Source organism: Nocardia sp. CC213A (assembly GCF_030766805.1).
Taxonomy (GTDB): Bacteria; Actinomycetota; Actinomycetes; order Mycobacteriales; family Mycobacteriaceae; genus Nocardia; species Nocardia otitidiscaviarum.
This window is the reverse complement of record NZ_JASFXA010000029.1, coordinates 47,652-71,116: the sequence shown is the minus strand read 5'-3', so window position 1 is coordinate 71,116 and position 23,465 is coordinate 47,652. Positions and strand designations below refer to the sequence as shown.

The 23,465-nt window shown below is 70.0% G+C and carries 23 protein-coding genes and 1 pseudogene; 10 read left to right on the top strand and 14 right to left on the bottom strand.

Translation table 11 applies throughout. The features are described from left to right. Window positions 1-6: 6 nt before the first annotated feature. On the bottom strand, window positions 7-1,038 hold the full coding sequence (locus tag QJS31_RS34870; protein WP_282780912.1) for an NAD-dependent epimerase/dehydratase family protein: 1,032 nt from the start codon (window positions 1,036-1,038) through the stop codon (window positions 7-9). An 87-nt stretch (window positions 1,039-1,125) separates the two neighbouring features. On the opposite strand from QJS31_RS34870, the gene QJS31_RS34865 reads away from it, so the two are divergent. The 3 genes and pseudogenes from QJS31_RS34865 to QJS31_RS34855 form a co-directional block, all read left to right on the top strand. Continuing rightward, window positions 1,126-1,752: a TetR/AcrR family transcriptional regulator gene (locus tag QJS31_RS34865; protein ID WP_282780910.1), complete on the top strand. Its 627-nt coding sequence runs from the start codon at window positions 1,126-1,128 to the stop codon at window positions 1,750-1,752. A 91-nt stretch (window positions 1,753-1,843) separates the two neighbouring features. After that, window positions 1,844-2,446 (top strand): permease, encoded by a 603-nt coding sequence (locus QJS31_RS34860; protein WP_282780908.1) that lies wholly within the window; start codon window positions 1,844-1,846, stop codon window positions 2,444-2,446. A 203-nt stretch (window positions 2,447-2,649) separates the two neighbouring features. Next, window positions 2,650-3,099: pseudogene (locus QJS31_RS34855) on the top strand (MarR family winged helix-turn-helix transcriptional regulator); the annotation flags it as partial. A 321-nt stretch (window positions 3,100-3,420) separates the two neighbouring features. Here QJS31_RS34855 and hisI read toward each other — a convergent pair. Beyond that, on the bottom strand, window positions 3,421-3,777 hold the full coding sequence (hisI, locus tag QJS31_RS34850) for a phosphoribosyl-AMP cyclohydrolase (RefSeq protein WP_282780906.1): 357 nt from the start codon (window positions 3,775-3,777) through the stop codon (window positions 3,421-3,423). A 134-nt stretch (window positions 3,778-3,911) separates the two neighbouring features. On the opposite strand from hisI, the gene sph reads away from it, so the two are divergent. Next, a complete protein-coding gene (gene sph, locus QJS31_RS34845) occupies window positions 3,912-4,871 on the top strand; it encodes a sphingomyelin phosphodiesterase (RefSeq protein WP_282780904.1) in 960 nt (319 codons plus the stop codon). On the opposite strand, the gene hisF is transcribed toward sph, so the two are convergent. From hisF to cynS, 4 genes are all read right to left on the bottom strand, one after another. Then, window positions 4,872-5,645, bottom strand: coding sequence for an imidazole glycerol phosphate synthase subunit HisF (gene hisF, locus QJS31_RS34840; RefSeq protein ID WP_282780902.1), 774 nt, complete (start codon window positions 5,643-5,645; stop codon window positions 4,872-4,874). Beyond that, window positions 5,642-6,460, bottom strand: coding sequence for an inositol monophosphatase (locus QJS31_RS34835; protein WP_282780901.1), 819 nt, complete (start codon window positions 6,458-6,460; stop codon window positions 5,642-5,644). The genes hisF and QJS31_RS34835 overlap by 4 nt, the downstream gene beginning before the upstream one ends. Before the next feature lie 3 nt (window positions 6,461-6,463). Then, window positions 6,464-7,195, bottom strand: coding sequence for a bifunctional 1-(5-phosphoribosyl)-5-((5-phosphoribosylamino)methylideneamino)imidazole-4-carboxamide isomerase/phosphoribosylanthranilate isomerase PriA (gene priA / locus QJS31_RS34830; RefSeq protein ID WP_282780899.1), 732 nt, complete (start codon window positions 7,193-7,195; stop codon window positions 6,464-6,466). Between the two features lie 62 nt (window positions 7,196-7,257). After that, window positions 7,258-7,707: a cyanase gene (gene cynS, locus QJS31_RS34825; protein ID WP_029929122.1), complete on the bottom strand. Its 450-nt coding sequence runs from the start codon at window positions 7,705-7,707 to the stop codon at window positions 7,258-7,260. A gap of 216 nt (window positions 7,708-7,923) precedes the next feature. Between cynS and QJS31_RS34820 the strand changes: the two genes are divergently transcribed. Next, window positions 7,924-8,751 (top strand): formate/nitrite transporter family protein, encoded by an 828-nt coding sequence (locus QJS31_RS34820; protein WP_306358798.1) that lies wholly within the window; start codon window positions 7,924-7,926, stop codon window positions 8,749-8,751. Between the two features lie 66 nt (window positions 8,752-8,817). Here QJS31_RS34820 and hisH read toward each other — a convergent pair whose 3' ends face one another. The 4 genes from hisH to hisD all read right to left on the bottom strand — a co-directional run bounded on the left by hisH (window position 8,818) and on the right by hisD (window position 12,627). After that, a complete protein-coding gene (gene hisH, locus QJS31_RS34815; protein WP_306358803.1) occupies window positions 8,818-9,438 on the bottom strand; it encodes an imidazole glycerol phosphate synthase subunit HisH in 621 nt (206 codons plus the stop codon). A 65-nt stretch (window positions 9,439-9,503) separates the two neighbouring features. Continuing rightward, window positions 9,504-10,118, bottom strand: a complete 615-nt coding sequence (gene hisB, locus QJS31_RS34810) for an imidazoleglycerol-phosphate dehydratase HisB (RefSeq protein WP_282785196.1) — start codon at window positions 10,116-10,118, stop codon at window positions 9,504-9,506. A 29-nt stretch (window positions 10,119-10,147) separates the two neighbouring features. Next, the gene (locus QJS31_RS34805; protein ID WP_282785197.1) at window positions 10,148-11,293 is read right to left on the bottom strand and encodes a histidinol-phosphate transaminase; all 1,146 of its coding nucleotides are present in this window, start codon (window positions 11,291-11,293) and stop codon (window positions 10,148-10,150) included. Continuing rightward, window positions 11,290-12,627 carry a histidinol dehydrogenase gene (hisD, locus tag QJS31_RS34800; RefSeq protein ID WP_282785198.1) on the bottom strand — a complete coding sequence of 446 codons (1,338 nt, stop codon included), beginning with the start codon at window positions 12,625-12,627 and terminating at the stop codon, window positions 11,290-11,292. The genes QJS31_RS34805 and hisD overlap by 4 nt, the downstream gene beginning before the upstream one ends. Before the next feature lie 422 nt (window positions 12,628-13,049). Between hisD and QJS31_RS34795 the strand changes: the two genes are divergently transcribed. Beyond that, complete coding sequence (locus QJS31_RS34795) at window positions 13,050-13,457, top strand: FHA domain-containing protein (RefSeq protein ID WP_282785199.1); 408 nt, start codon at window positions 13,050-13,052, stop codon at window positions 13,455-13,457. Between the two features lie 9 nt (window positions 13,458-13,466). On the opposite strand, the gene QJS31_RS34790 is transcribed toward QJS31_RS34795, so the two are convergent. Beyond that, window positions 13,467-13,754, bottom strand: coding sequence for a putative quinol monooxygenase (locus QJS31_RS34790; RefSeq protein WP_282785200.1), 288 nt, complete (start codon window positions 13,752-13,754; stop codon window positions 13,467-13,469). Between the two features lie 19 nt (window positions 13,755-13,773). Continuing rightward, window positions 13,774-14,808, bottom strand: a complete 1,035-nt coding sequence (locus tag QJS31_RS34785; RefSeq protein WP_282785201.1) for an aldo/keto reductase — start codon at window positions 14,806-14,808, stop codon at window positions 13,774-13,776. Between the two features lie 139 nt (window positions 14,809-14,947). On the opposite strand from QJS31_RS34785, the gene QJS31_RS34780 reads away from it, so the two are divergent. Further along, entirely contained in the window at window positions 14,948-15,802 is an 855-nt protein-coding gene (locus QJS31_RS34780; protein WP_282785202.1) for a helix-turn-helix transcriptional regulator, read from the top strand. A 282-nt stretch (window positions 15,803-16,084) separates the two neighbouring features. On the opposite strand, the gene QJS31_RS34775 is transcribed toward QJS31_RS34780, so the two are convergent. Both QJS31_RS34775 and QJS31_RS34770 read right to left on the bottom strand, forming a co-directional pair. Continuing rightward, complete coding sequence (locus tag QJS31_RS34775; RefSeq protein WP_306358797.1) at window positions 16,085-17,650, bottom strand: serine/threonine-protein kinase; 1,566 nt, start codon at window positions 17,648-17,650, stop codon at window positions 16,085-16,087. 219 nt (window positions 17,651-17,869) lie between these two features. Further along, window positions 17,870-18,733: an arylamine N-acetyltransferase gene (locus QJS31_RS34770; protein ID WP_282785117.1), complete on the bottom strand. Its 864-nt coding sequence runs from the start codon at window positions 18,731-18,733 to the stop codon at window positions 17,870-17,872. Window positions 18,734-18,976: 243 nt separating this feature from the next. Between QJS31_RS34770 and QJS31_RS34765 the strand changes: the two genes are divergently transcribed. The 3 genes from QJS31_RS34765 (at window position 18,977) to QJS31_RS34755 (ending at window position 23,457) form a co-directional block, all read left to right on the top strand. Beyond that, a complete protein-coding gene (locus QJS31_RS34765) occupies window positions 18,977-21,466 on the top strand; it encodes an ABC transporter permease (RefSeq protein ID WP_282785118.1) in 2,490 nt (829 codons plus the stop codon). Window positions 21,467-21,525: 59 nt separating this feature from the next. Beyond that, the gene (locus tag QJS31_RS34760) at window positions 21,526-22,755 is read left to right on the top strand and encodes a winged helix DNA-binding domain-containing protein (RefSeq protein WP_282785119.1); all 1,230 of its coding nucleotides are present in this window, start codon (window positions 21,526-21,528) and stop codon (window positions 22,753-22,755) included. Between the two features lie 210 nt (window positions 22,756-22,965). After that, complete coding sequence (locus QJS31_RS34755) at window positions 22,966-23,457, top strand: tellurite resistance TerB family protein (protein ID WP_282785120.1); 492 nt, start codon at window positions 22,966-22,968, stop codon at window positions 23,455-23,457. Window positions 23,458-23,465: the final 8 nt, after the last annotated feature.

The following is a 23,465-nucleotide window of genomic DNA, read 5'->3' as shown; positions in this document are numbered from 1 at the left end:
GGCCGGTCAGGCGGCGGGGGCGGGGTGGGGGTTGGCGGTGCCGCGTGGGAGGCGGCGGCGGGCCGGGCCGGGGTCGGGGACCAGGTCGAAGCGGATGAGGCTGTCGGCGGTGTCGAGGAGGGTTTCGGCGAGGGGGCGCATGGTCCAGCCGAGTTCGCGGCTCGCCTTCTCGGCGCTGACGGATTCGTCCCGGCCGAGGTAGGGGACGGCGGTGCGGGCGGTGGCGTCGAAGCGGGCGGCCAGGCGGACCAGCCAGTCCGGCAGGGCGCGGGCGGTGATCCGGTAGCGGCCCGCCAGGATGCGAGCCATCTGCGGGAGTGACACCTGTTCCCCGGCCAGGATGTAGCGGTTGCCCGCGGCCGCCGGCTCCGCCATGGCCAGGCGGTGTCCGACCGCCGCGTCCCGCACGTCCACGGTGCAGAAGTTCAGCCGCGGCACGCCGGGCATCTCCCCGGCCAGCACCAGGCGCAGGCCCTCCACCGAGGTGCCGACCCGCGCGTTCCGCACCGGCCCCAGGATCATGCCGGGATTGACCACGGCGAGTTCGAATCCCGGTGTGGCGTGGGCGAAGTCCCAGGCCGCGCGTTCGGCGAGCGTCTTGCTCTTCTCGTAGGGGTCGCAGACCGCCGGATCCGACCAGTCCGCCTCGGTGCACAGTCCGGTGTGCCCGACCCGCACCGCCGCGATCGACGAGGTGTACACCACCCGTTCGACCCCGGCGTCCCGCGCGGCGCTCAGCACCCGCCGCATGCCGTCTACGGCCGGACGCACCAACTCGTCCTCGTGTTCGGGCGTGCCCAGCGGGAAGGGCGAGGCGGTGTGCAGCACATACCGGCAGCCCGCCACCGCCTCGGTCCAACCGACATCGCTGCTCAGATCCGCCTCCACCAACTCCACGCCGCGCAGGTGCGCGGTGGCGGCGGCATCGGCGAGCGAGCGGACGGTGCCGCGCACCGCGTAGCCGTGCTCCTGTAGTTCGGCGACGACATGCCCGGCGAGATACCCCGAAACCCCGGTCACGAGAACACGATCCGTCATGGCCAAGCTCCAATCTAATCGCTGTTCAGAATCTAATCAATGTATAGATTGGCGGAGCCCCGGCCGTCAACCCCTTACGCTCATGCCATGTCGACGAAGTCCCGCTACCATCACGGCGCGCTCCGGGAGGAGCTCATGCGCGCATCCCTCGAACTGATCGAATCCGAGGGCCTGGCCGCCGTGAGCCTGCGCCGCGTGGCCCGCGAGGCCGGGGTCAGCCCCGGCGCGCCCTACCACCACTTCGCCGACCGCGCCGCGCTCATGACCGCGCTGTCCACCCAGGGGTTCGAACTGCTGCGCGCGGAACTCCAGACCGCCCGCGACCGGGCCGGCACGCCCATGGCCCGCCTGGCCGCCCTCGCCGACGCCTACGTGCGCTTCGCCCGCGAGCGGCCCGCCCACTTTCGCCTCATGTTCCGGCCGGAGCTGTCGCACTCGCACAAGCATCCGGAGACCAGCGCGGCCGGTGACGCCGCCTTCGCCGTACTGGCCGACACCGTCGCCGAGGCCGCCGCGGCCGGGGCGCTGCCCACCGACGAGGCCGATATCCTCGCCATGACCTGGTGGAGCCTGGCGCACGGACTGGCCTCGCTCACCCTCGACGGCAAACTCCCCGATCGGGCCGCGCAGCTGGGAATGACGGTGCCGGACCTCAGCGACCGGGTCACCCGACTCTTCGCCGACCTGGTCGATTCCACCCGAACCCGACGCTGACCCAGCCCACCGAAGCACTGCGGCGAAACCCACCGCGGCCCAGCCGAGCGACCTCCTAGCAAACCCTGCGGTACGGGCCTACGCTGTGCCCATGACGACGCCGATCGAACAGCCGACCGAAGGCAGGAGTTCCTTCGCCACCTGGCGCAATCGCATTATCGGGGTGCTGGTGCTGGCCCTGGTGCTGTGGCTGGCGTATCTCGTTCTGGCCGCGTTCATCCCGCGCTGGTGGGCCCAGCGAATTGCGGAAATGGTGCATTCCAGCTTTTCCAAGGGCATCTGGTACGGACTCGTCTTCGGGTTGGTCTGCACGGCCGTACCACTATTCCTCATCCTCTTCTCCACCATGGTCTGGCGGAAACGGGGTGGCCGGTTCGTCGCCGGTGCGCTGGTGGTTCTCGCCATCGCGGTGGCCGTGCCGAACCTCATGACGCTCACCATCGTGCTGGGCGACAGCAGCGCCGCCCACGCCGGTGAGCGCATTCTCGACGTGGACGCCCCGGGCTTCCGCGGCGCCTGCCTGGCGGGCGCCATCGCGGCCGCGATCCTGTTCGCTCTCACCGCATTTCTGTTGGCTCGCAGGGGCTTCCGTCGGCATCGTGCCGTCAAGCAGCGGGCCGCGCAGGAAAAAGCGCAACTCACCGCCGATGCGCCGGACCCGGCACCGGCACCGTCGGAGCCGCGCGAGCACTGAGCGAGCCACCCCCCGCGACACGCGCCGCCACGTGAGTGATGTCACGTCATTCAGTAACGCCCGTGACGTATGAGCGAAATCGTGGCAAACTTTGCTTGCGGGTGACTGCACGTGGAAGCTCCGAGGGTCGCGGACACGCTTCGACGATCGACAGTCACTTGGCTGCTACGAGAGGGCACACGGTGACCAAGTGGTTGAATCCAATGGAACAGCGAGCTTGGCGTACTGTCATCGCGCTGACCACCCGGCTGCCCGCCGCCCTGGATACCCAGTTGCAACGCGAATCCGGGATTACCCATTTCGAGTACTTCGTGATGACCCTGCTCTCCGAGGAGCCGGGCCATCGATTGCAGCTGAGCGAACTGGCGCGAAAGGCAAACGCATCGCTATCGCGACTGTCGCATGTGGTGTCGAAGCTGGAGCGGCTCGGCTGGGCACAGCGCGCCACCATGGCGGGCCGCCGCGGCGCACAGGCCGTACTCACCGACGCCGGATTCCAGAAGGTGACCGAGGCCGCGCCCGGATATCTGGATACGGTGCGCGGCTTGGTATTCGACGGCTTGGACGAGGAGCGCACCCGCGAACTGCTGGAGCTCGGTGAGCTCCTGGTGGCGCAGATGGAGCGCGGAATCAGCCGCGGCATAGGGAGATCCGGCCGCGGCGGGGGCAGTGCGGACGGCCGGGAGTATCTGCTCCCCGACAATCACATCGCCGACAATCACATCGCCCCGGCCGCACCCGACGGCGACACCCTCGGCAATCTCTGAGCCGCCGCGGGCCACGCGACACGACCGAAGCATGCTCGGCCGCAGGCGTATTCGCCCACGGTCGCACACTCGGGCCGCATCACTCAGAATCACTCGGGCCGTCACGGTCATGCCACAACACTCAGGCCGCAGCGTCGGGCCGCATCCCTCAGGCCACAGCGCCGAGCCGTCGCACTCAGGCCACAGCGCCGAGCCGTCGCACTCGGGTCACAGCGCCCGAGCCGTCGCGGTCAGCAGCACGTCGCCGTCCCAGCAGGTGTGCGTGCCGGTGTGGCAGGCCGCGCCCTCCTGGTCGACGATGAGCAGGAGGGCGTCACCGTCGCAGTCCAGGCGCACCTCGTGCACGTACTGGGTGTGCCCGGAGGTCTCCCCCTTCACCCAGTACTGCCCGCGCGAGCGCGAGTAGTAGGTGGCCTTGCGGGTGGCGAGGGTGCGAGCGAGGGCCTCGTCGTCCATCCAGGCCATCATGAGCACATCACCGGTGGACTTCTCCTGGGCGATGGCGGCGACCAACCCGGCCTCGTTGCGCTTGAGGCGGGCGGCGATGGCGGGTTCGAGGCTCATGACTCGGTTATAACAGGGCCGGCCACCCCGCCCGTATGCGGGGCGGCCGCGCACCCGTCACCGAAGATAACGAAGTCATAAACATTGCCGGGAAGATCATCGGCCATTTTGGACAACCGCCCAGTATTCAGCGCATGCATTACCGATCAGTAATGGCCGTGCTGTGCGTGGTCGCCGCCGCTCTCCTGCCCGGCGCCCCGGCCGCCGCCCAACCCACCGCGGCCCCCACCATCGCCAGCTACAACGTCTTCATGCTCTCGCGCAATCTCTACCCCAACTGGGGTCAGGTCACCCGCGCGGACCTCATCACCGCCCAGGGCGTGGTCGCCGACCAGGACGTGGTCGTCCTCCAGGAGGCGTTCGACAACGACGCCTCCGACCGGCTGCTGAGCAATCTGGCCGCCACCCATCCGCACCAGACCCCGGTCATGGGCCGCTCCCGCGGCGGCTGGGACGCCACCGAGGGCTCGTACTCCGCCACCACCCCAGAGGACGGCGGCGTGGCCATCGTGAGCCGCTGGCCCATCACCCGCAAGATCCAGTACATCTACGCCGACGCCTGCGGCGCGGACTGGTGGTCCAACAAGGGGTTCGTCTACGTGGAACTGGCCGCGCCCGGCGGGCCGCTGCACGTGATCGGCACCCACGCCCAATCCGAAGACGACGGCTGCTCGGCCGGGGAGCCGCGCACCATGCGCTCGCGCCAGCGCGCCGAACTGCGGCAGTTCCTCGCCGCCCGGAACATCCCGGCGAGCCAGCCGGTGTACGTGGCGGGCGATCTCAACGTGATCGAGGCCAGTGACGAATATTCGCAGATGCTCAGCGAATTGGGTGCGGTGCGCCCCGAGCACACCGGCCACCCGCACTCGTGGGACTGCCGCGACAACAGCGTCTGCCTGGACCAGTACGGCGCGGAGTACGCCTCCGAACACCTGGACTACGTGCTGCCCATCGCGGGCTACGCGGTGCCGTCGCGGTACGTGAACGAGACCCGCCGGGTGAAGAGTCCGGAGTGGTCGGTCACCTCGTGGGGCAAGACCTACCGTTACGTCGACTACTCCGACCACTACCCGGTGTTCGGTCGGGCGGGCTGATCAGCGGACGGTGATGCCCTCGGTGCGCATGGCGTCCTTCACATCCTTGATGGTCAGATCACCGAAGTGGAAGACGCTGGCGGCGAGCACCGCGTCGGCACCGGCCCGCACGGCGGGGGCGAAGTCGTCGACCTTGCCCGCGCCGCCGCTGGCGATGACCGGCACGGTGACCGCCGCGCGCACCGCGCGGATCATGGTCAGATCGAATCCGGCCTTGGTGCCGTCGGCGTCCATGGAGTTGAGCAGGATCTCGCCGACGCCGAGTTCGGCCCCGCGCACCGCCCATTCCACGGCGTCGATGCCGGTGCCGCGCTTACCGCCGTGCGTGGTCACCTCCCAGCCGGACGGAGTGGGCTGCTGCCCCTCCGGCACCGTGCGCGCGTCCACCGAGAGCACGATGCACTGGGAGCCGAACCGTTCCGACATCTCGCGCAGTACGTCGGGTTTGGCGATGGCGGCGGTATTGACCGACACCTTGTCCGCGCCCGCGCGCAGCAGCCGGTCCACATCGTCGACGGTGCGCACGCCGCCGCCCACGGTGAGCGGGATGAAGATCTGCTCGGCGGTGCGGGTCACCACGTCGATCATGGTGCCGCGGTCGCCGGTGGAGGCAGTGACGTCGAGGAAGGTGAGTTCATCCGCACCCTGGGCGTCGTAGGTGGCGGCCAGTTCGACCGGATCACCGGCGTCGCGCAGATTCTGGAAGTTGACGCCCTTGACGACGCGGCCCGCGTCCACGTCCAGACAGGGAATCACGCGTACTGCCAACGTCATTGCCTCACCTCTCCTCGGACCTGATCGACACAGGCGGCGATCATGTCCAGTAGTTCCTCGTGCACACCGGGCGCGGCCGCCAGCACCGAACCCGATTCGATGGTCCAGTCCCGCCCGAGCAGATCGGTGACCACCCCGCCCGCGGCCCGCACCAACGCCACCCCGGCGGCGTTGTCCCAGGCGTGATGGCCGAACACCACGGCCCCGCCCAGAATCCCGGATGCCGTGTACGCCAGGTCGATTCCGGTCGAGCCGTGCATGCGCATGCGGCCGGACAGGCGGCTGAGCGCACCCAGCAGGTTGAAGCGGAAGCGCCCCGGGATGCGCCCCTCGCCATCCAGGTTGAACGCGCCGAAGCCGATCATGGCGTCGGCGAGCCTGCTCGTCGACAGCGGTGGCAGCGGGACGTCGTCGAGCAGCAGCGGTCCCCCGACCGCGGCGGCGTAACGCTGGCCGAGCACCGGCAGCCAGGTCAGGCCCAGCACCGGGACGCCGTCCTCGACCAGTGCCAGCAGCATGCCCGAGAGTGGATGTCCCGCCGAATAATTGAATGTGCCGTCGATGGGGTCGAGCACCCACGCGGTGCCCGAGGTCAGCTGCGGACCGCCGAATTCCTCACCGTGCACCGGAATTCCGGTGCGCTCGTACAGCTGTCGCGAGATCTGGCGTTCCAGTTCCAGGTCCAGGGCGGTGGCGAAATCGCCGCGGCCCTTCTGGACGGCGCTGGGCGCGCCGAGCCCCTCCACGAAACGCGGTGCGGCGGCGTCGAGTACCTCGCTCGCGACGGCGAGCAGCGCGGTGCGGTCGGCGGCCATCCGCTAGCGGACCGCGTCGAGCGCTTCGGGCAGGGTGAACCGGCCCGCGTACAGCGCCTTGCCGATGATCGCGCCCTCCACCCCCTCGGGCACCAGGGTGGCGATGGCGCGCAGGTCGTCCAGGGTGGACACGCCGCCGGAGGCGATGACCGGCGCCTCGGCGGCATTGGCGACCTGGCTCAGCAGGTCCAGGTTGGGGCCGGTGAGGGTACCGTCGCGGCCCACGTCGGTGACCACGTAGCGGGTGCAGCCGTCACGCTCCAGGCGTTCGAGCACCTCCCACAGATCACCGCCGTCGGTGACCCAGCCGCGCCCGCGCAGCCGCCACTCGCCGTCGATGAGCTTGACGTCCAGGCCGATGGCGATGCGGTCGCCGTACTCACCGAGCACACGCGCGCACCACTGCGGATTCTCCAGCGCGGCGGTGCCGATATTGACCCGGGCGCAGCCGGTGGCCAGCGCCGCCTTCAGCGAATCGTCGTCGCGGATGCCGCCGGACAGTTCGACCCGCACATCGAGTTCGCCGACCACCTCGGCGATGAGATCGCGGTTGCTGCCCCGCCCGAAGGCGGCGTCGAGGTCCACCAGATGCACCCACTCGGCCCCGGCTTCCTGCCAGGCGTGGGCGGCGTCGCGCGGCGAACCGTAGCTGGTCTCGCTTCCGGCCTCGCCCTGAACGAGGCGGACGGCTTCACCATTGGCGACATCGACGGCGGGTAGCAGCACAAGACTCACGGAACCACCTTAGTGGTTGCCGGTCGGCGGCCCGCCGTCGGCCCGCACCGGGGAGACGCCGGTCACCAGCGATAGTCGAGGAACTTGCCGTCGAAGGTGACCACCACGCGGTCACCGTCCGGATGCGGGCGGCGGCTGATGTCGATGGTGAAGTTGATGGCGCTCATGATGCCGTCGCCGAACTCCTCGTGGATGAGTTCCTTGAGCGCCGGTCCGTAGACATTGACGGCTTCCACGAAGCGGTACACGGTGGGATCGGTCATGATCTCCGGATCGGCGGTGCGGGCGGGCTGCCGCACCAGCGCCTCGGCGACCGCGTCATCGAGGCCGAGCAGACCGCACACCTTCGCCGCCTGCTCCCCGGTGAGCGGATGCCGTCCCAGCAGGGCGGCGGTGGTCCACACCAGTGGCGCGTCGATGGCGGCCGCCAGCTCCGCCCACGTGTGCCCGCCGCGGATGCGGGCCGTGGTGACGAGGTCGGCGGCCTCGGTCTTGCTCATCATCGGGGTCATCGAGATCTCCTGTGTCGGAAGCCAACTCCGCCACCCTGCCACAGCGTCAGCGGTCGACCGCCGCTGGAAACACACTGTTCACCGCACCGGTCACCTGCCGGAAACCCGTACCGGAGTGTGAGGTTCGGGAAACATCGGGGCGGCGGTGAGGTCATGGCTGGGCAACAACCGGTACCCAGAATCGGCATATCCCCACCGATCGAAGGAACACCCCACATGTCGTATCTGAAACCCGCCGAGTTCGTCACGAAGATGGTGGACGCCGGCCAGGACAAGGCGCTGATGTCCACCCGCGACACCGTGATTCGCGCGTACATGGCGGGTGCGATCCTCGCGCTCGCCGCCGCGTTCGCCGTCACCATCACCGTGCAGACCGGCAATCCGCTGCTGGGCGCGGTGTTGTTCCCCGTCGGCTTCTGCATGCTCTACCTGCTCGGCTTCGACCTGCTCACCGGGGTGTTCACGCTGGTGCCGCTGGCCTGGCTGGACCGGCGGCCGGGCGTGAATCTGCGGGCCATGCTGCGCAACTGGGGGCTGGTGTTCGTCGGCAATTTCGCCGGGGCGTTCACCGTGGCCGTCATGATGGCGATCATCGTGACCATGGGCTTCGCCGTCGATCCCAACGAGGTCGGCCAGAAGCTCGGTGATATCGGCGAATCCCGCACCGTCGGCTACGCCGAGTACGGCGCTTCCGGCATGCTCACCCTGTTCATCCGCGGCGTGCTGTGCAACTGGATGGTCTCCACGGGTGTGGTGGCCGCCATGATGTCGACGTCGGTGTCGGGCAAGGTGATCGCCATGTGGATGCCCATCATGCTGTTCTTCTACATGGGCTTCGAACACTCGATCGTCAATATGTTCCTGTTCCCCTCGGGCCTGCTGCTGGGCGGCGACTTCTCCATCGGGGATTATCTGCTGTGGAACGAGATCCCCACGGTCGTCGGCAATCTCGTGGGTGGGCTCACCTTCGTCGGCCTGACCCTGTACGCCACGCACCGGCGCACCGCCGCATCCAAGCCGGTCGAGGAGCCGGTCACGGTCTGACGCCCGCGCGCTCGGACGCCGCCGACCGCTCCGGGAGCGGTCGGCGGCCGAGAACTCAGAGAGAAATCAGAGTGAGCGCACCCAGTTGCGCAGCAGCTGCGCGCCCGCGTCGCCGGACTTCTCCGGGTGGAACTGGGTGGCCGACAGCGGGCCGTTCTCCACCGCGGCGAGGAACGGGACGCCGTGTTCGGCCCAGGTCAGTTTGGCCGGAGCGATGGTGCCGTCGCCGTTCCACTCCCACTTCTGCGCGGCGTAGGAGTGCACGAAGTAGAAGCGGGTGTCGGCGTCCATACCCGCGAACAGCACGCTGTCCTCGGGAGCCCGGACGGTGTTCCAGCCCATGTGCGGCAGCACGGGGGCGTCCAGGCGCTCCACGGTGCCGGGCCATTCGGCGCAGCCCGCGGTCTCGATGCCGTGCTCGACCCCGCGCTCGAACAGGATCTGCATGCCCACGCAGATGCCCAGCACCGGTCGCCCGCCCGCCAGCCGCTTGCCGATGATGCGCTCGCCGCGCACCTCCCGCAGGCCCGCCATGCAGGCCGCGAACGCGCCGACGCCGGGGACCACGAGGCCGTCGGCATTCAGCGCGATATCGGGATCGGCGGTGACGGTGACCTCGGCCCCGGCGCGCACCAGGGCGCGTTCGGCGGAGTGCAGATTGCCCGAACCGTAGTCGAGCAGGGCCAGTCGCTTCGTCCGCCCGCCCGTCACCCGGCCACCGCCGTCCACGGAATCGCCACGCGATGTCGTGTTCACAGCGCCCCCTTCGTGGAGGGGATGCCGCTCACGCGCGGATCGTATTCCACCGCGGCGCGCAACGCCCGCGCCACGGCCTTGAACTCGGCCTCGGTGATGTGGTGCTGGTCGCGCCCGTAGAGCACGCGCACGTGCAGGGCGATGCGGGCATTGAGCGCGATGGATTCGAAGACGTGGCGATTGATGATCGTCGAATAGGACGCGCCCGGGCCCACACTCGGAATCACGGTGTGCAGCAGGTGTTCCGGCTCCCCGGTGTGCACGCAGTAGGGGCGGCCGGAGACGTCCACCACCGCGTGGGCGAGGGTTTCGTCCATGGGGATGTAGCAGTCGCCGAAGCGGCGGATGCCCTTCTTGTCGCCGAGCGCCTGGTGCAGCGCCTGCCCGATGACGATGGCGGTGTCCTCCACCGTGTGGTGGGCCTCGATCTCGATATCGCCCTTGGCGTGCACGGTCAGGTCGAAGCTGCCGTGCTGACCGAAGGCGGTCAGCATGTGGTCGTAGAACGGCACGCCGGTGGCGATGTCGGTCTTGCCGGAGCCGTCGAGGTTGAGTTCGACGACGATGCTGGATTCCCGGGTGGTGCGTTCCACCCGTGCGATTCGGTCCATGCTCGCTTCCTGCGGTGAATCGGACACGGTCATCGGGCGATCAGCTCCTCGGCCGCCAATTTCTCGCTGGCGCGCAAGAATTCGTCGTTCTCCGCGGCCAGCCCGATGGTGGCGCGCAGATAGCCGGGGATGCCGACATCGCGAATGAGCACACCCTCGTCGAGGTAGCGCTGCCAGGCGCGCGGGGCATCGGCGAAGCAGCCGAACAGGATGAAGTTGGCGTCGGACCCGATGACGTCGAAGCCGATCGTGCGCAGTTCCGCCGTCACCCGATCGCGTTGGCGCGCGAGTTCGGCCACGCTGCCGAGGGTTTCGTCGGCATGCCGCAGCGCCGCCCGCGCCGCGGCCTGCGTCACCACCGACAGGTGGTAGGGCAGCCGCACCAGCAGCAGCGCGTCGATGACGGCGGGTGCGGCGGCGAGATAGCCCAGCCGTCCGCCCGCGAAGGCGAACGCCTTGGACATGGTGCGGGTGACGACGAGTTTCGCCGGGTACCGGTCGATCAGGGTGATGGCCGAGGGCGCGGCGGAGAACTCCCCGTATGCCTCGTCCACCACCACGATGCCGGGGGCGGCGTCGAGGATCCGCTCCAGGTCGGCCAGCGGAATGCTGTGTCCCGTCGGATTGTTGGGGCTGGTCACGAACACCACGTCGGGGCGGCGCTGCGCGATCACCCCGACCGCGTAGTCGATATCGAGGGAGAAGTCGCCGCCGCGCTTGGCCTCCACCCATTCGGTGTCGATGCCCTCGGAGATGATCGGGTGCATCGAGTAGGAGGGCACGAAACCCAGTGCGCTGCGCCCCGGTCCGCCGAATGCCTGCAACAGCTGTTGCAGGATCTCGTTGGAGCCGTTGGCGGCCCACACATTCGACACGTCCACCGCGACACCGGTCTGCCGGGTCAGGTAGGCGGCCAGATCGGCGCGCAGGGCCACGGCGTCGCGGTCCGGGTAGCGGTGCAGGTCGACGGCCGCGGCGCGAATGGATTCGGCGACGTCGTCGACCAGCGCCCGGCTCGGCGGGTGCGGGTTCTCATTGGTGTTGAGCTGTACCGGCACCGTGAGCTGCGGTGCGCCGTAGGGCTTCTTGCCGCGCAGATTGTCCCGCAGCGGCAGTTCCTCGAGGGTGAGGCCAGCACCGGGAACGGCCGCGGTCGGCTCGGTGCGCGCGCTCACGACAGTGCTCCGAAACGCACCTGCACGGCCTGCCCGTGCGCGGGCAGATCCTCGGCGTTCGCCAGGGCCACCACATGTCCGGCGACGTCCTTCAGCGCCGACTCGGAGTAGTCGACCACGTGGATGCCGCGCAGGAAGGTCTGCACGCTCAAACCCGAGGAGTGCCGGGCGCATCCGGCGGTGGGCAGCACGTGATTGGAGCCCGCGCAGTAGTCGCCGAGGCTGACCGGCGACCACGCGCCCACGAAAACGGCTCCGGCGCTGCGGACGCGGGCGGCCACGGCGGCCGCGTCGGCGGTCTGGATCTCCAGATGCTCGGCCGCGTAGGCGTTCACCACGCGCAACCCCTGGTCGATATCGTCGACCAGCACGGTGCCGGACTGCTTGCCCGACAGTGCCTCCACCACGCGGTCGTGGTGCTTGACCACCGCCAGTTGCGCGGTCAGCGCCGCGTCCACAGCGTCGGCCAGTTCCGCGCTGTCGGTCACCAGCACGCTGGCGGCCAGGACATCGTGTTCGGCCTGCGAGATGAGGTCGGCGGCCACATGCGCCGGATCGGCGGTGGCGTCGGCCAGGATGGCGATCTCGGTGGGCCCGGCCTCGGCGTCGATGCCGACCAGGCCGCGGCACAGCCGCTTGGCGGCGGTGACGTAGATATTGCCGGGTCCGGTGATCATGTCGACCGGTGCCAGCTGCGCGCCGTCGGTATCGGTGCCGCCGTAGGACAGCAGCGCCACGGCCTGCGCGCCGCCGACCGCCCACACCTCCTCGACACCGAGCAGCTTGGCGGCGGCCAGAATGGTCGGGTGCGGCAGGCCGCCGCAGCGGGCCTGCGGCGGCGAGGCCACCACCAGGGATTCCACCCCGGCGGCCTGCGCGGGCACCACGTTCATGACCACGCTGGACGGGTAGACGGCATTGCCGCCCGGCACGTACAGGCCGACGCGCTCGACGGGCACCCACCGTTCGGTGACGGTGCCGCCGGGCACCACCTCGGTGGTCGCGTCGGTGCGGCGCTGATCGGCGTGTACGACGCGGGTGCGCTCGATGGCGACCTCGAGGGCGGCGCGCACGGCCGGGTCCAGTTCGGACAGGGCCCGGTCGAGTTCGGCGGCGGGTACCCGCACGCTGTCGGGGGTCACCCCGTCGAACTTCGCGCTGAACTCCTGCGCCGCCGCGACGCCCCGATCGCGGATGGCCGCCACGACCGGCCGCACGTGATGCAGCACCGAGTCCACGTCCACTCCCCCGCGCGGCAGTGCCGAGCGAAGTTCAGCAGCGGTGGGCGTACGTCCGCGCAGATCCACGCGGGCGAGCTCGATGCGGCTTGTCATAGCGCTGTGCAGTCCTTGTCTGTGCTGATCGGTCTGTGCTGATCGAGGTTGCCGAACGGGGCGTGAACACCCGATTCGTCCACTTGACAGCCTATCCGGCCCACGCCAGCGGGTTTCCGGCGGCCGCGCGACGCGGGCGACCCGCTGGTCATGGGGGTGAACGGCGCGCGCATCCGCGCCGAGACGCCGCCGTCACGGCCGATTCTCGCGGGTCACCGTTGTGTTTCCGCCGCTCGGAGGCGGGCGTACCGGACCGGTGCGCCCGATACCATCGACAGTGGCGCGAATTACGCGGCGTGACCGGGATTCGAGCCGAACGATCTGCTCCGAGCGCGCGGTGCCGAGGGTGGACGCGGCCGGATCCTCCGAACGGCACCGGACGCCTGTCACCCGATGCGCCGACGATAGTCCGAGGAGCTGGAGTGAACACAGATCCGGAGACCGATGCCCGGCGCGGCACCATCCGTCACCACCGTCCGCCCATCCCGCTACGGCGACCACATCGCCCCACCGTCGATCCGGTCGGTGTGGAATCCGATTCGATTGCGGCACTGCGACTTTCCGACGGCCGGGTGCTGCTGGTGCCCGCGTGCGGCCTGCGCATCGGCCGCACCCGGGACAACGATCTGGTGCTGGACGATCCACGGGTCAGCCGCACCCACGCCCGCCTGGTGCTGCGTGGCACCGGGGTGGTGATCCACGACCTGCGATCGGTGAACGGGGTGTACGTGAACGGCGCTCAGATCACCGACCACGTCACGCTGTCGCACGGGGACGTCCTGAATATCGGCATCACCACCCTGCGCTTCGAGCGGATACCGAGCCGGTAGGCGCGGACCTCACTCGGCCACGAGTCGGCGGATGACCATCGGCTCGGCCAGGACGTCGTCGAGTACGTCCCGCACATGGTGGAAGTGGGGGGTCTCGAAATGCTCGTCCAGCGCGGCGGCCCCGGTCCACTCTTCCACCAGCACCATGTGGGCGGCGTCGTTGGGGTCCACGAACGGCCGGTAGGCCAGGCAGCCGGACTCCGCCAACGACGGCTCGATCATGCCCTCGAGCGCGGTGCGCAGCCGGTCCTCCCGACCGGTGTGGGCGCGAAATTCGGCGATGACGTGCAGGGTCATGATGTCGTCTCCTTGCGGGTCAGGGGCGGGCGGGGCCGGTGCCCGCGCCGGTGGTGGTGATGGCGGTGGCGATCTCGTCGAGGTCGGCCGCGGTCAGCGCCAGCTCGCGAGCGCCGATCCAGCCGTCGATCTGCGTCGGGGTGCGCGCACCGACGATGGCCCCGGTGACGCCCGGCCAGGCGGTGGCCCAGGCGAGGGCTACTTCGGCCACGCTCAGGTCGTAGCGGGCCGCGATGGGGCGCAGCGCGTCCACCAGGGCGAGGTTGGCGGGCAGGTCGGTGGTGAAATCCGGGCTGCCGCTGCGCCAGTCGTCGGGCGCGAGCACCCGGTCGGCGTGGAACGCACCGGTCAGCAGGCCGGACTGGAGCGGCGAGTAGACGATCACGCCGGTGTTGTGTGCTCGCGCCCAGGCGATCTCGGGTGCGGCCGTGCGATTGAGCGCCGAGAACGGCGGCTGGATCGCGTCCACGTGCGCGATGGATTCGGCGACGTCCAGCTGTGCCGCATCGTGATTCGACAGTCCGATGGCGCGGACCTTGCCCTCCTTCTTCAGATCGGCCATGACCTGCCAGTACTCCGCCAGCGGGGTGGCGGCGGCGGAAACCTCGGCCTCGCCCTGGTAGACGAACAACTCGCCGGTGTCGGGCCAGTGCACCTGGTAGAGGTCGATGTGGTCGACGCGCAGGCGGCGCAGTGACGCCTCGAGTTCGGCGCGCACGGTGTCGGGGCGCATGATGCGGCGCGGTGGTCCGGTGCGGTCGTCGCCGGATTCCCAGATGAGGCCGGTCTTGGTGAAGAGGTAGGGGCGGTCGGCCTCCGGCAGCTCGGTCAGGGCGCGACCGACCAGTTCCTCCGCATGGCCGAGCCCGTAGGCGGGCGCGGTATCGAGCCAGTTGATGCCGCTGCGCACCGCGTGGGTGATGGCGGCGATGGAGTCGGCGTCATCGGTGGCTCCCCACGAGTACTGCCAACCGGCTCCCGAGATGACCCAGGTGCCGAGGCCGAGCGGGGTGATGTCCATGCCGGTGTCGCCGAGCGGGCGGGTGGCGTGCATTCGACTCTCCTGTTCGAGGCCGGATCGGTTCCGGCCACGATGGCCACACTCGTCCGCCACGCCGCGCCGAAACAGCGCCGCACCAGCCTGGGCACCGCAGGACCAGGACGGTCCGGCGCGCGGCTCGGATACTGGACGCATGGTCTTGGATCGACGGGCGGAACTCGGTGAATTCCTGCGCTCCCGGCGCGCGCGGTTGCGACCGGACCAGGTGGGGTTGATCGACCACGGGGTGCGGCGGCGGGTGCCGGGTCTGCGGCGCGAGGAGTTGGCGCTGCTGGCCGGGGTCAGCGTGGATCACTATGTGCGGCTGGAACAGGGCCGCACCCTGCACTTCTCGGAATCGGTGCTGGACGCGGTCGCCCGCGCGCTGCGGCTGGATCCGGTGGAACACGAGCACCTGTATCGCCTGGCACGGCCCTGGGCGGGTGCGGAGACGCCGGGTGCGCAGCGGGTGCGGCCCGGGCTGCTGCGGCTGTTGGAGGCGGCTCCGGAGGTGCCCGCCTACATCGTCGGCCGCGGTACGGCGGTGCTGGCGTGGAATCGCGCGGCCGCCGTACTGCTCACCGACTTCGGCGCGCTGCCGCCGCACGAGCGCAATCTCACCCGGCTGGTGTTCCTGGACGAGGGCATGCGCGACCTCTACGAGGACTGGCCCGCCAAGGCCGCCGACGTGGTCGCCTATCTACGCCTGGACGCCGCCCGCAATCCCGGCGATCCGGCCGTCACCGCCCTGATCGACGACATGTGCCGGGACAGTGCGGAATTCGCCGAACTGTGGCGGCGTCACGACATCAAGGACAAGACCCACGGGCGCTACGTGTACCGCCACCCGATGGTGGGCCGCATCGATCTCGGCTACGAAACCCTGCGCCTGCCCGACGATCCCGATCAGGGGCTGGTCGCCCACACGGTGGAGCGGGGCTCCACCAGCGAGGTGGCGCTGCGGCTGCTCACCAGCATCGACGCACCCGCCGCCACCACGAGACGTTGATCGGCCACAGAACGCTGATCCCTCACAAAACCCTCACGGAAGCCGACCCGTCACGAAAAGCCGAGCGGGACAACGAGAATGTAGGAGTTCACGGTGGGGTTCGTGAATGCCAGCAGTGAGTGTGCGGTGCAGCACGTCGCCGATCTAGTGGCATGCCAGATCCGAGAATCGAGCGGTCGTGCGGGACCTGACACGACGCGGGACCGAACACGACACGGGGCCAACGAGAGCGGCGGGTGATCGCGTCGCCCGCCGCCGGTCTGTCGCCACCCGGTGTCGCCGCTATTTGGTGTTGCTGTCGATCTGTAGCGAACCGCTGCCGGGATCGACCACGCGCAGGTCGAACGGCTTGGACTTGCCGCCGTAGGTCAGGTTCGCCAGCCGCATATCGGCCGCGCCGGCACTGTCGTTCTGGCCGGAGATATCGCGATAACCGTTGATCGGGTTGGCTTCCCAGTACTCGCGGAAATCGCTCTGCCCGCCGTACACCGCCTGCGCGGCAGGGGTCAGCATGGCCCACGCCGAGCCGTAGTTCTTGGCGAGCAGCGCGTTGTAGAAGTCCTCGATGGCGCTGCCGGCCTGGCCGATGCCGACGGTGCCGACATTGCGCGCCGAGCCGAGCGCCACCGAATCCTCGGTGGCCTGCGGGGTGCCGGTCACCTTCGAGGTGGTGGGGCCGCCCGCGTCGGTGCCCGAACCGCCTTCGCCGCCACCGGAATTGAGCATGGCGGCGACCACGCCGCCGACCACGATGAGCACACCCACCACGGCGATCCAGACGAACTTGCGGCTACCCGGCTCGCCGGGGTGCGGTTCCATGGCGGTGTGCGTGGCGGGGCCGTGGGAGGCCGGGGGCCGGGGCGGCGGAGTGGACTCCAGCAGGGTCGCGGCGCTCACCGCGCCGGTGGGGATGTCGGCGCTGGCGGACGGGCGGCGGTCGATGGGCCGGGTGGGCTGGCGCGGCGGCGCGGGGCGGCGCGGCGCTTCGGGTCCCCGCTGCTGGGGGCGGCGGGCGGCCAGCACGCGGGTGGCGTCCGCATCCGGGCCGACCTCGGCGAAGTCCGCCATGCGGTCGCGCACCTCGTGCATGCTCGGCCGGTCCTCCGGCTCGAAGCTCAGCAGGCGACGCAACAGATCCTCCAGCGGACCGGCGTTGCGCGGCTCGCTCAGCTGACCGTTGGCGGCCGCGTACAGCAGCGCGAGCGGATTCGGGTTGGTGCCGTAGGGCGGTTCCCCCTCCAGCGCGTGGAACAGCGTCGCGCCCAGGGCGAAGACGTCGGCGGCGGGGGTCGGCTCGGCTCCGCGCGCCACCTCCGGGGCGAGGTAGGCGGCGGTACCGGAGATGAGTCCGGTGGCGGTCAGGGTCACATCGCCCTTGGCCTTGGAGATGCCGAAGTCGGTGATCTTCACCGCCCCGTTGTCACCGAGCAGGATGTTGCCGGGCTTGACGTCCCGGTGCACGATGCCCGCGCGATGGGCGGCGATCAGCGCCGAGGCCACCTGCTCGCCGATGCGCGCCACCTGCGGCAGCGGCAGCGTGCCCTGTGAGGACAGCACGACGGCGAGGCTCTGCGAGGGCAGATACTCTATGACCAGGCACGGGTCACCCTCATGCTCGGTGATGTCGAAGACGACGATGGCATTGGGGTGCTGGAAGCGGGCGGCGTTGCGGGCCTCTCGGGCCGCGCGCTGACGCACTACTTCCTTATCCGCTTCGGACAGGGTCGGCTGGGTGAGGATCTGCTTGATCGCCACCGACCGTTCCAGCCTCTCGTCGACGGCTCGCCAGACGACGCCTGTGCCGCCGCTACCAATCCGTTCGACCAGGCGGTAATGCCCTGCGATCACTTGGCCGGTTTCGATGACACTACTCCGAAGTTCTCCGCGATGAATGACTGTGCCGGGGCGGTTGCCCGCGTGTTCCCCGCACGAGTGTAGCGGGCCGCGCGCGCCGCGCCGACGTCAGCGCGAGATATGACTGAGATCTCGCTGAGATCCTCATCGCATTCGGGTGATTATCGCGTTACCAGCTGCGGAAACGCGCGTGTCGGTGTGCGGTGAGGATCACTATTCCCGACGCGCCGCCCACTGCCCGCGCGCCAGTTCCGCCGCGTCGGCGTCGGTCAGCTCGATATCGAAGACCTCGGCGAGGATCTTCGGCAGCTCGGTGAGCTCCAGTTCGCGCGTATCGCCGCTGCCGTCCGGATACTCCGTGGTCCAGACGGTGCCGTCGAGGACGTGGTGCACCTCCGGCAGGAAGCGCTGCACGAACGGGCGGGTGGTGAACGGGGAACGCGGCGAGGTCGAGACGAAGTGGTTTCCGACCGCGTAGTCGATGCGGTACTGCGGGCTCACGGCGACGGTGTGGCGGTCGACCCAGCCGTCGCGGCCGTACTGGTGCAGCGTCCACTGCTCCACGTCGAGGGGTCCGCTCGCGCGGTCGAGCCGGTAACGCCAGGCGCCGAGGGCGAATTCGCCCCGGTCGGCGGTGAGCTCGACGGGGGCCAGGGGGCCGAAGCCGAAGCCGACGTCGGTCAGCCAGGCGCGGTCGTCGACGACCACCCGCAGCAGGGCGTGGGTGGCGGGCCGCAGCGCGGTCGCCCCCATGGTGACCCGGCCGGACAGTCCGGTGAACTCGAATCCGAGCCGCTCCAGCGCGGCGGCGAACAGTCCGACATGCTCGTAGCAGTAGCCGCCGCGACGGCGGCGAATCAGCTTGTCCTGCACCGATTCGACGTCAAGGGGGATATCGCGGCCGAGGATGACCTCGAGGTTCTCGAACGGAATGCCGGTGGTGTGCGCGTAGGTCAGCCCGCGCAGGGTGTCCAGGGTCGGCGTGCGCTCCCCCGTGTACCCGATCCGCGCCAGATACGCGTCCAGATCCAGGTCGTCGCCGTTCCACCCGTATGACGGGTCCACCGGGCTGCTCATATCTCCTCCGTCCACTGCCGCAATCGATTCGATCAACACCGTGCGGACCGAAGATGTTCCGCGCCAGCCTGCCAGCCCACCGGCAGCACGGTCACGACGGTGATTTCGTGGGCACGGCGGGTACCGCACCGCCTCGGCACGATCGCGTGGACAGTGGTGACCGGGCGACTTAGCCTGGGACCGCGACGGCGCGCGGTGGGGAGGCGGCATCATGACGGATTCGATGCGGAACCGGGCGCGGTCGTGAGTGCGCCATGGGATCGACTACGGCTGTTCACGGTGCGGGAGTTCACCGTGCACTGGGGGCGGACGCTGGCGACGGTCGCGGTGGTGGCGGTGTCGGCGGCCTTCCTGGTGGCCGTGTTCGCCATCTCCGGTTCGGTGACCGGTTCGATGCAGCGGCTGACCGCCGGGCTGGCGGGCACCGCGGACCTGGAGGTCTCCGGAGTCACCGACGCCGGATTCGCGCAGTCGCTGCGCGATGAGGTGGCGGCTGCGCCCGGGGTGGCGGCGGCGGTGCCGCTGCTGCGGGCGAATCTGCCGGTCGACGGCGAGCGGGTGCTGCTGCTCGGCATGGACGGGTCGGGCGCGGCACTGGGCGGCGAACTGAGCGGAGCCGTGGCCGACGACGTGGTCGGGTCGCTGCTCGGCGTATCGAACGGCGTGCTGGTCGGTCCGGACCTCGGCTATGCGAAAAATGATGTGTTCGAGTTGGGTTCGGTGCGGGTCACGGTCGCCGCCGTGCTCGCGGACGCGGAGTCGGGGCGGTTCAACGGCGGCCACTATGTGGTCGCGCCGCTGCCGCTGGCGCAGCGGATCGCCGGACGCACCGGACAACTCGACTCCATCATGATCGTGGCGGCACCGGATGCCGACGCGGGAGCGCTGCGTGCGGCCGTGGCTGCGGTGGTGGCCGGGCGGGCGATCGTCGCCGAACCCATGGCGCGCGCCGCGGATACCGGCAACGGCGTGCTCATGCTGCGCTTCATGGCCGCCATGGGGGCCGGTATCGCCTTCGTGGTGTCGGCGTTCCTGGTCTACAACACGATGAGTATGGCGCTGGCGCAACGCCGTCCGGCGATCTCCATGCTGCGGGCCATCGGCGGCGGCAAGCGCACCATCGTGCGCGACACCCTCGCCGAGGCGGCCGTGGTGGGACTGGCCGGCGGGGCCGTGGGCGGGCTGCTGGGAATACTCGCTGGGCGCTGGGCCATCGGCCTGCTGCCGCCCGCCGTCACCCAACTGGTGGAGGTGCGGCTGGAGTACATCCTGCCGGGTTACGCGGTGCCGGTGGCGATCACGGCGGCGGTGCTGACCAGCGTCGGCGCCTCGGCGGTGGCGGCACGGCAGGTGTACCGGGTGGCCCCGGTGGAGGCGCTGGCACCCGTCGGGGTGTCGCGAGCCGATGCCGGATCCGGGTGGACGCGATTCGCCGCCGCGGTGGCGGTGGTGGCGCTGACGGCGGCGACACTGCTGGTGGTGCGTGCGCAGCTGGGCGTGTTCTCCGCTGTCGCACTGGGTTTCGCGTTCGGCGCGCAGATCGCGCTGGCCTTCCTGCTCACCGGGCCGATCGTGGCGGCGACCGCGGCGGTGGCGCGGCGCGGCGGCGGAGCCGGGGTGCTCGCGGCGGTGAATATCGAACGCGCGCCCCGGCGGGTGTGGGCCACCCTCATGACCGTCACCATCGCCGTGGGTATGACCGTGACCATCACCGGGGCCAATGACGACGCCGTGCGCGGGGCGCGCGACAGCCTGGCCAGTCTCGGCGACAGCGAGCTGTGGGTGAGTCCCACGCCGGAGGATCAGACGCCCACCGACCTGCTGCCGCCGGAGGTGGCCGAGCGGGTGGCGGCGGTGCCGGGGGTGGCGCGTATGACGGAGGGGCAGTTGGCATTCGCCGCCTTCGGTGGCACCAAGGCGCTGCTGTACGGCGTGGCCCCGGGCAGCAACTACCCCATGTTCCGGGCGCTGCGCGCCGAGGTGGGGCAGCGGCTGCTGGCCGGTGAGGGCCTGGTGCTGTCCCGCTCCCTGGCGGGCCGACTCGGGGTGACCGCCGGGGATGCGGTGACCCTGCGAACGCCCAGCGGAGAGAAACGCGCCGAGGTGCTCGACACCGTGTCCTATTTCTCGGCGCTGGCGGGCACCGTGGCCATGAGCCTGGACCTGATGCGGGACTGGTTCGACCGCCCCGGATCGACCACCCTGCAGATCGACGCGGCCCCGGGCGCCGATCTCGAACAGCTGCGCTCCGACCTGCGTACGGCCGCCGGACCCCGGGTCTTCGTCTACTCCGGGCGCGAGGCCCTCGACGGCATCAGCGCCTCGATGACCCAGGCCATGGCCCTGGCCCGCGCCATACTGGTGATCACCGCCCTCATCGCCGCCACCGCCCTGCTCAACACGCTCATGCTGGCGCTGCTGGAACGCCGCCGCGAACTCGGCATCCTGCGCGCCGTCGGCTCCACCCGCCGCTTCGCCCTGCGCATGATCCTCACCGAGGCCGCCGCCATCGGTGTGGTGGGCGCGGCCCTCGGCCTCGTCTTCGGGCTGATCGAACAGTTCCTCTACGCCGCCATCGCCACCGACCTGCTCGGCATCGAGATCACCGCCCGACCCGGCCCGCTGCTCCCGGTCTTCGTGGCGGCGGCATTGGCCCTGAGCCTGCTCGGCTCGATTCCGCCCGCCCTGCGCGCGGCCCGGCTGAATATCGTGGACGCGGTCGCCGCGGACTGACCGGTGACATCCCGGGCCGGAGGCGCGCGGATGTCGGAGCCAGCCGCTACCATTCGCCCATGCGTTCGATCGATACCGCGCAGCGGCGCGCTCGACTGGCGGTTCGGCATCTGCTCGCTCCCGAAGCGCGGGTGGACGATGCCGCCGAGATCGCGCGGGCGATGGTGGTGCTGCACGCCACCGATCCGGCGACGGTGTTCCTCTCGGTGGCCGCGCGCAGTCGGACGGTCGAACCCGGGCATGTGGAGAAGGCGCTGTACGAGGATCGGACGCTGCTGCGCATGCTGGCCATGCGGCGCACCATGTTCGTGGCGCCGATCGAAACGGTGCCGGTACTGCAGGCGTCGTGCGCCGACGCATTGGCCGAGAAGCAGCGAAAAACCTACGGGCGCTTCATCGAACAGGCCGGGGTCGTCGACGGGGATGTGTCGGCGTGGTGGGCCGATGTCGAGGCGGAGACGCATCGGGCGCTGCTGACGCGGGGGGCGGCGACCGGAGCGCAGTTGAGCAAGGATGTGCCGCGGCTGCGGACACAGGTCGACACCGCGCCGGGCAAGCCGTATTCGAAGCCGACGAATATCACCACCTGGGTGCTGGTGACCCTGGGCGCGGAGGGACGCATCGTGCGGGGGCGGCCCAATGGGTCGTGGTCCAGCAGCCAGTACACCTGGGCGCCGGTCGAATCCTGGCTTCCGGACGGGATTCCAGCCATGCTCGCGGACGAGGCGCGCGCGGAGTTGGTGCGGCAGTGGCTGCACCGGTTCGGCCCGGCCCCGGTGAGCGATATCAAGTGGTGGACCGGGTGGACGGTCGCCGAGGTGAAGAAGGCCCTCGCACGACTGGACACCGTCGCGGTCGACCTGGACGGCGGCACCGGACTGGTGCTCGCCGACGATCTGGAACCGGTTGCCGCGCCGGAGCCGTGGGCGGCGCTGCTGCCCGCCCTCGATCCGACGCCCATGGGGTGGCAGGCGCGCGATTGGTATCTGGGCGCGCACGGTCCGGCACTGTTCGACCGCAATGGCAATGTGGGGCCGACCGTGTGGTGGGACGGGCGCATCGTCGGCGGCTGGGCGCAGCGCGCGGACGGTGAGATCGTGTGGCGGCTGCTGGAAGACGTCGGCTCCGAGGCGCAGCGGCACATCGAAGTCGAGGCCGCCCGGCTCACCGACTGGTACGGCGAGGTCCGCCCTATTCCCCGCTTCCGCACCCCGCTGGAGCGGGAACTCACCGCTGAGCGGCCGCACACCGCGTTACCGGCCCACCGCCGCAGGTCGCGCCCGTCGTGAGGACGTAAGACCTGCGGCGAGCTATCCGAGGCGGCGCGGAGGTCACACCTGCTGGCGCACACGGGTTCCGTTCGGCCGCTACATCTTCCGTTTAATCCTTCAAAATCCGTCGGGTGTCGGGTGGGCGGTCCCGCTGTTAGGGTCTGCACGTACATCTGCATGTCCGGGGCGCGGGGGGCGCTGGCCCGGTCTTCCCATTCGGAGAGTGTCATGGCCTTCCTGAACCGCTTCCTCTACAACGCGCGCACGATCAGCCAGCTGGTCGATCAGGCGCCGAAGTGGCGGGAGCAGTTGCTGGCCAAGCGCACCGAGTTGCGCGGCGGCTCCTTTCGGGACGCCACCATGGGGATCTGCGCCCTGGTGGCGGCCGCGGACGGCAGTATCGATCCGGCCGAGCGGATGCGGGTGGCGCAGCTCATCGGCGCGGATCCGGTGCTGCGCCAGTTTCCGGTGGACGAGCTGCGAAATCTCTTCGAGGACAACTGCAATCGGATCGCCATGGATCCGGCGTTCGGCCGCGCCTACGTCATGCAGCAGGTCGCCAAGTGCACCGGCAAACCGGCCGAGGCGCGCGCCGTCGTGCAGTTGGGCATCATGATCGGCAATGCGGACGGCGGTTTCGACCAGCACGAGGCCGCCACCATCCGGGAGGCCTGCCAGGTGCTGCTGCTGGACCCCGAGGAGTTCGGGCTTTCCGACTGACGCGCCGC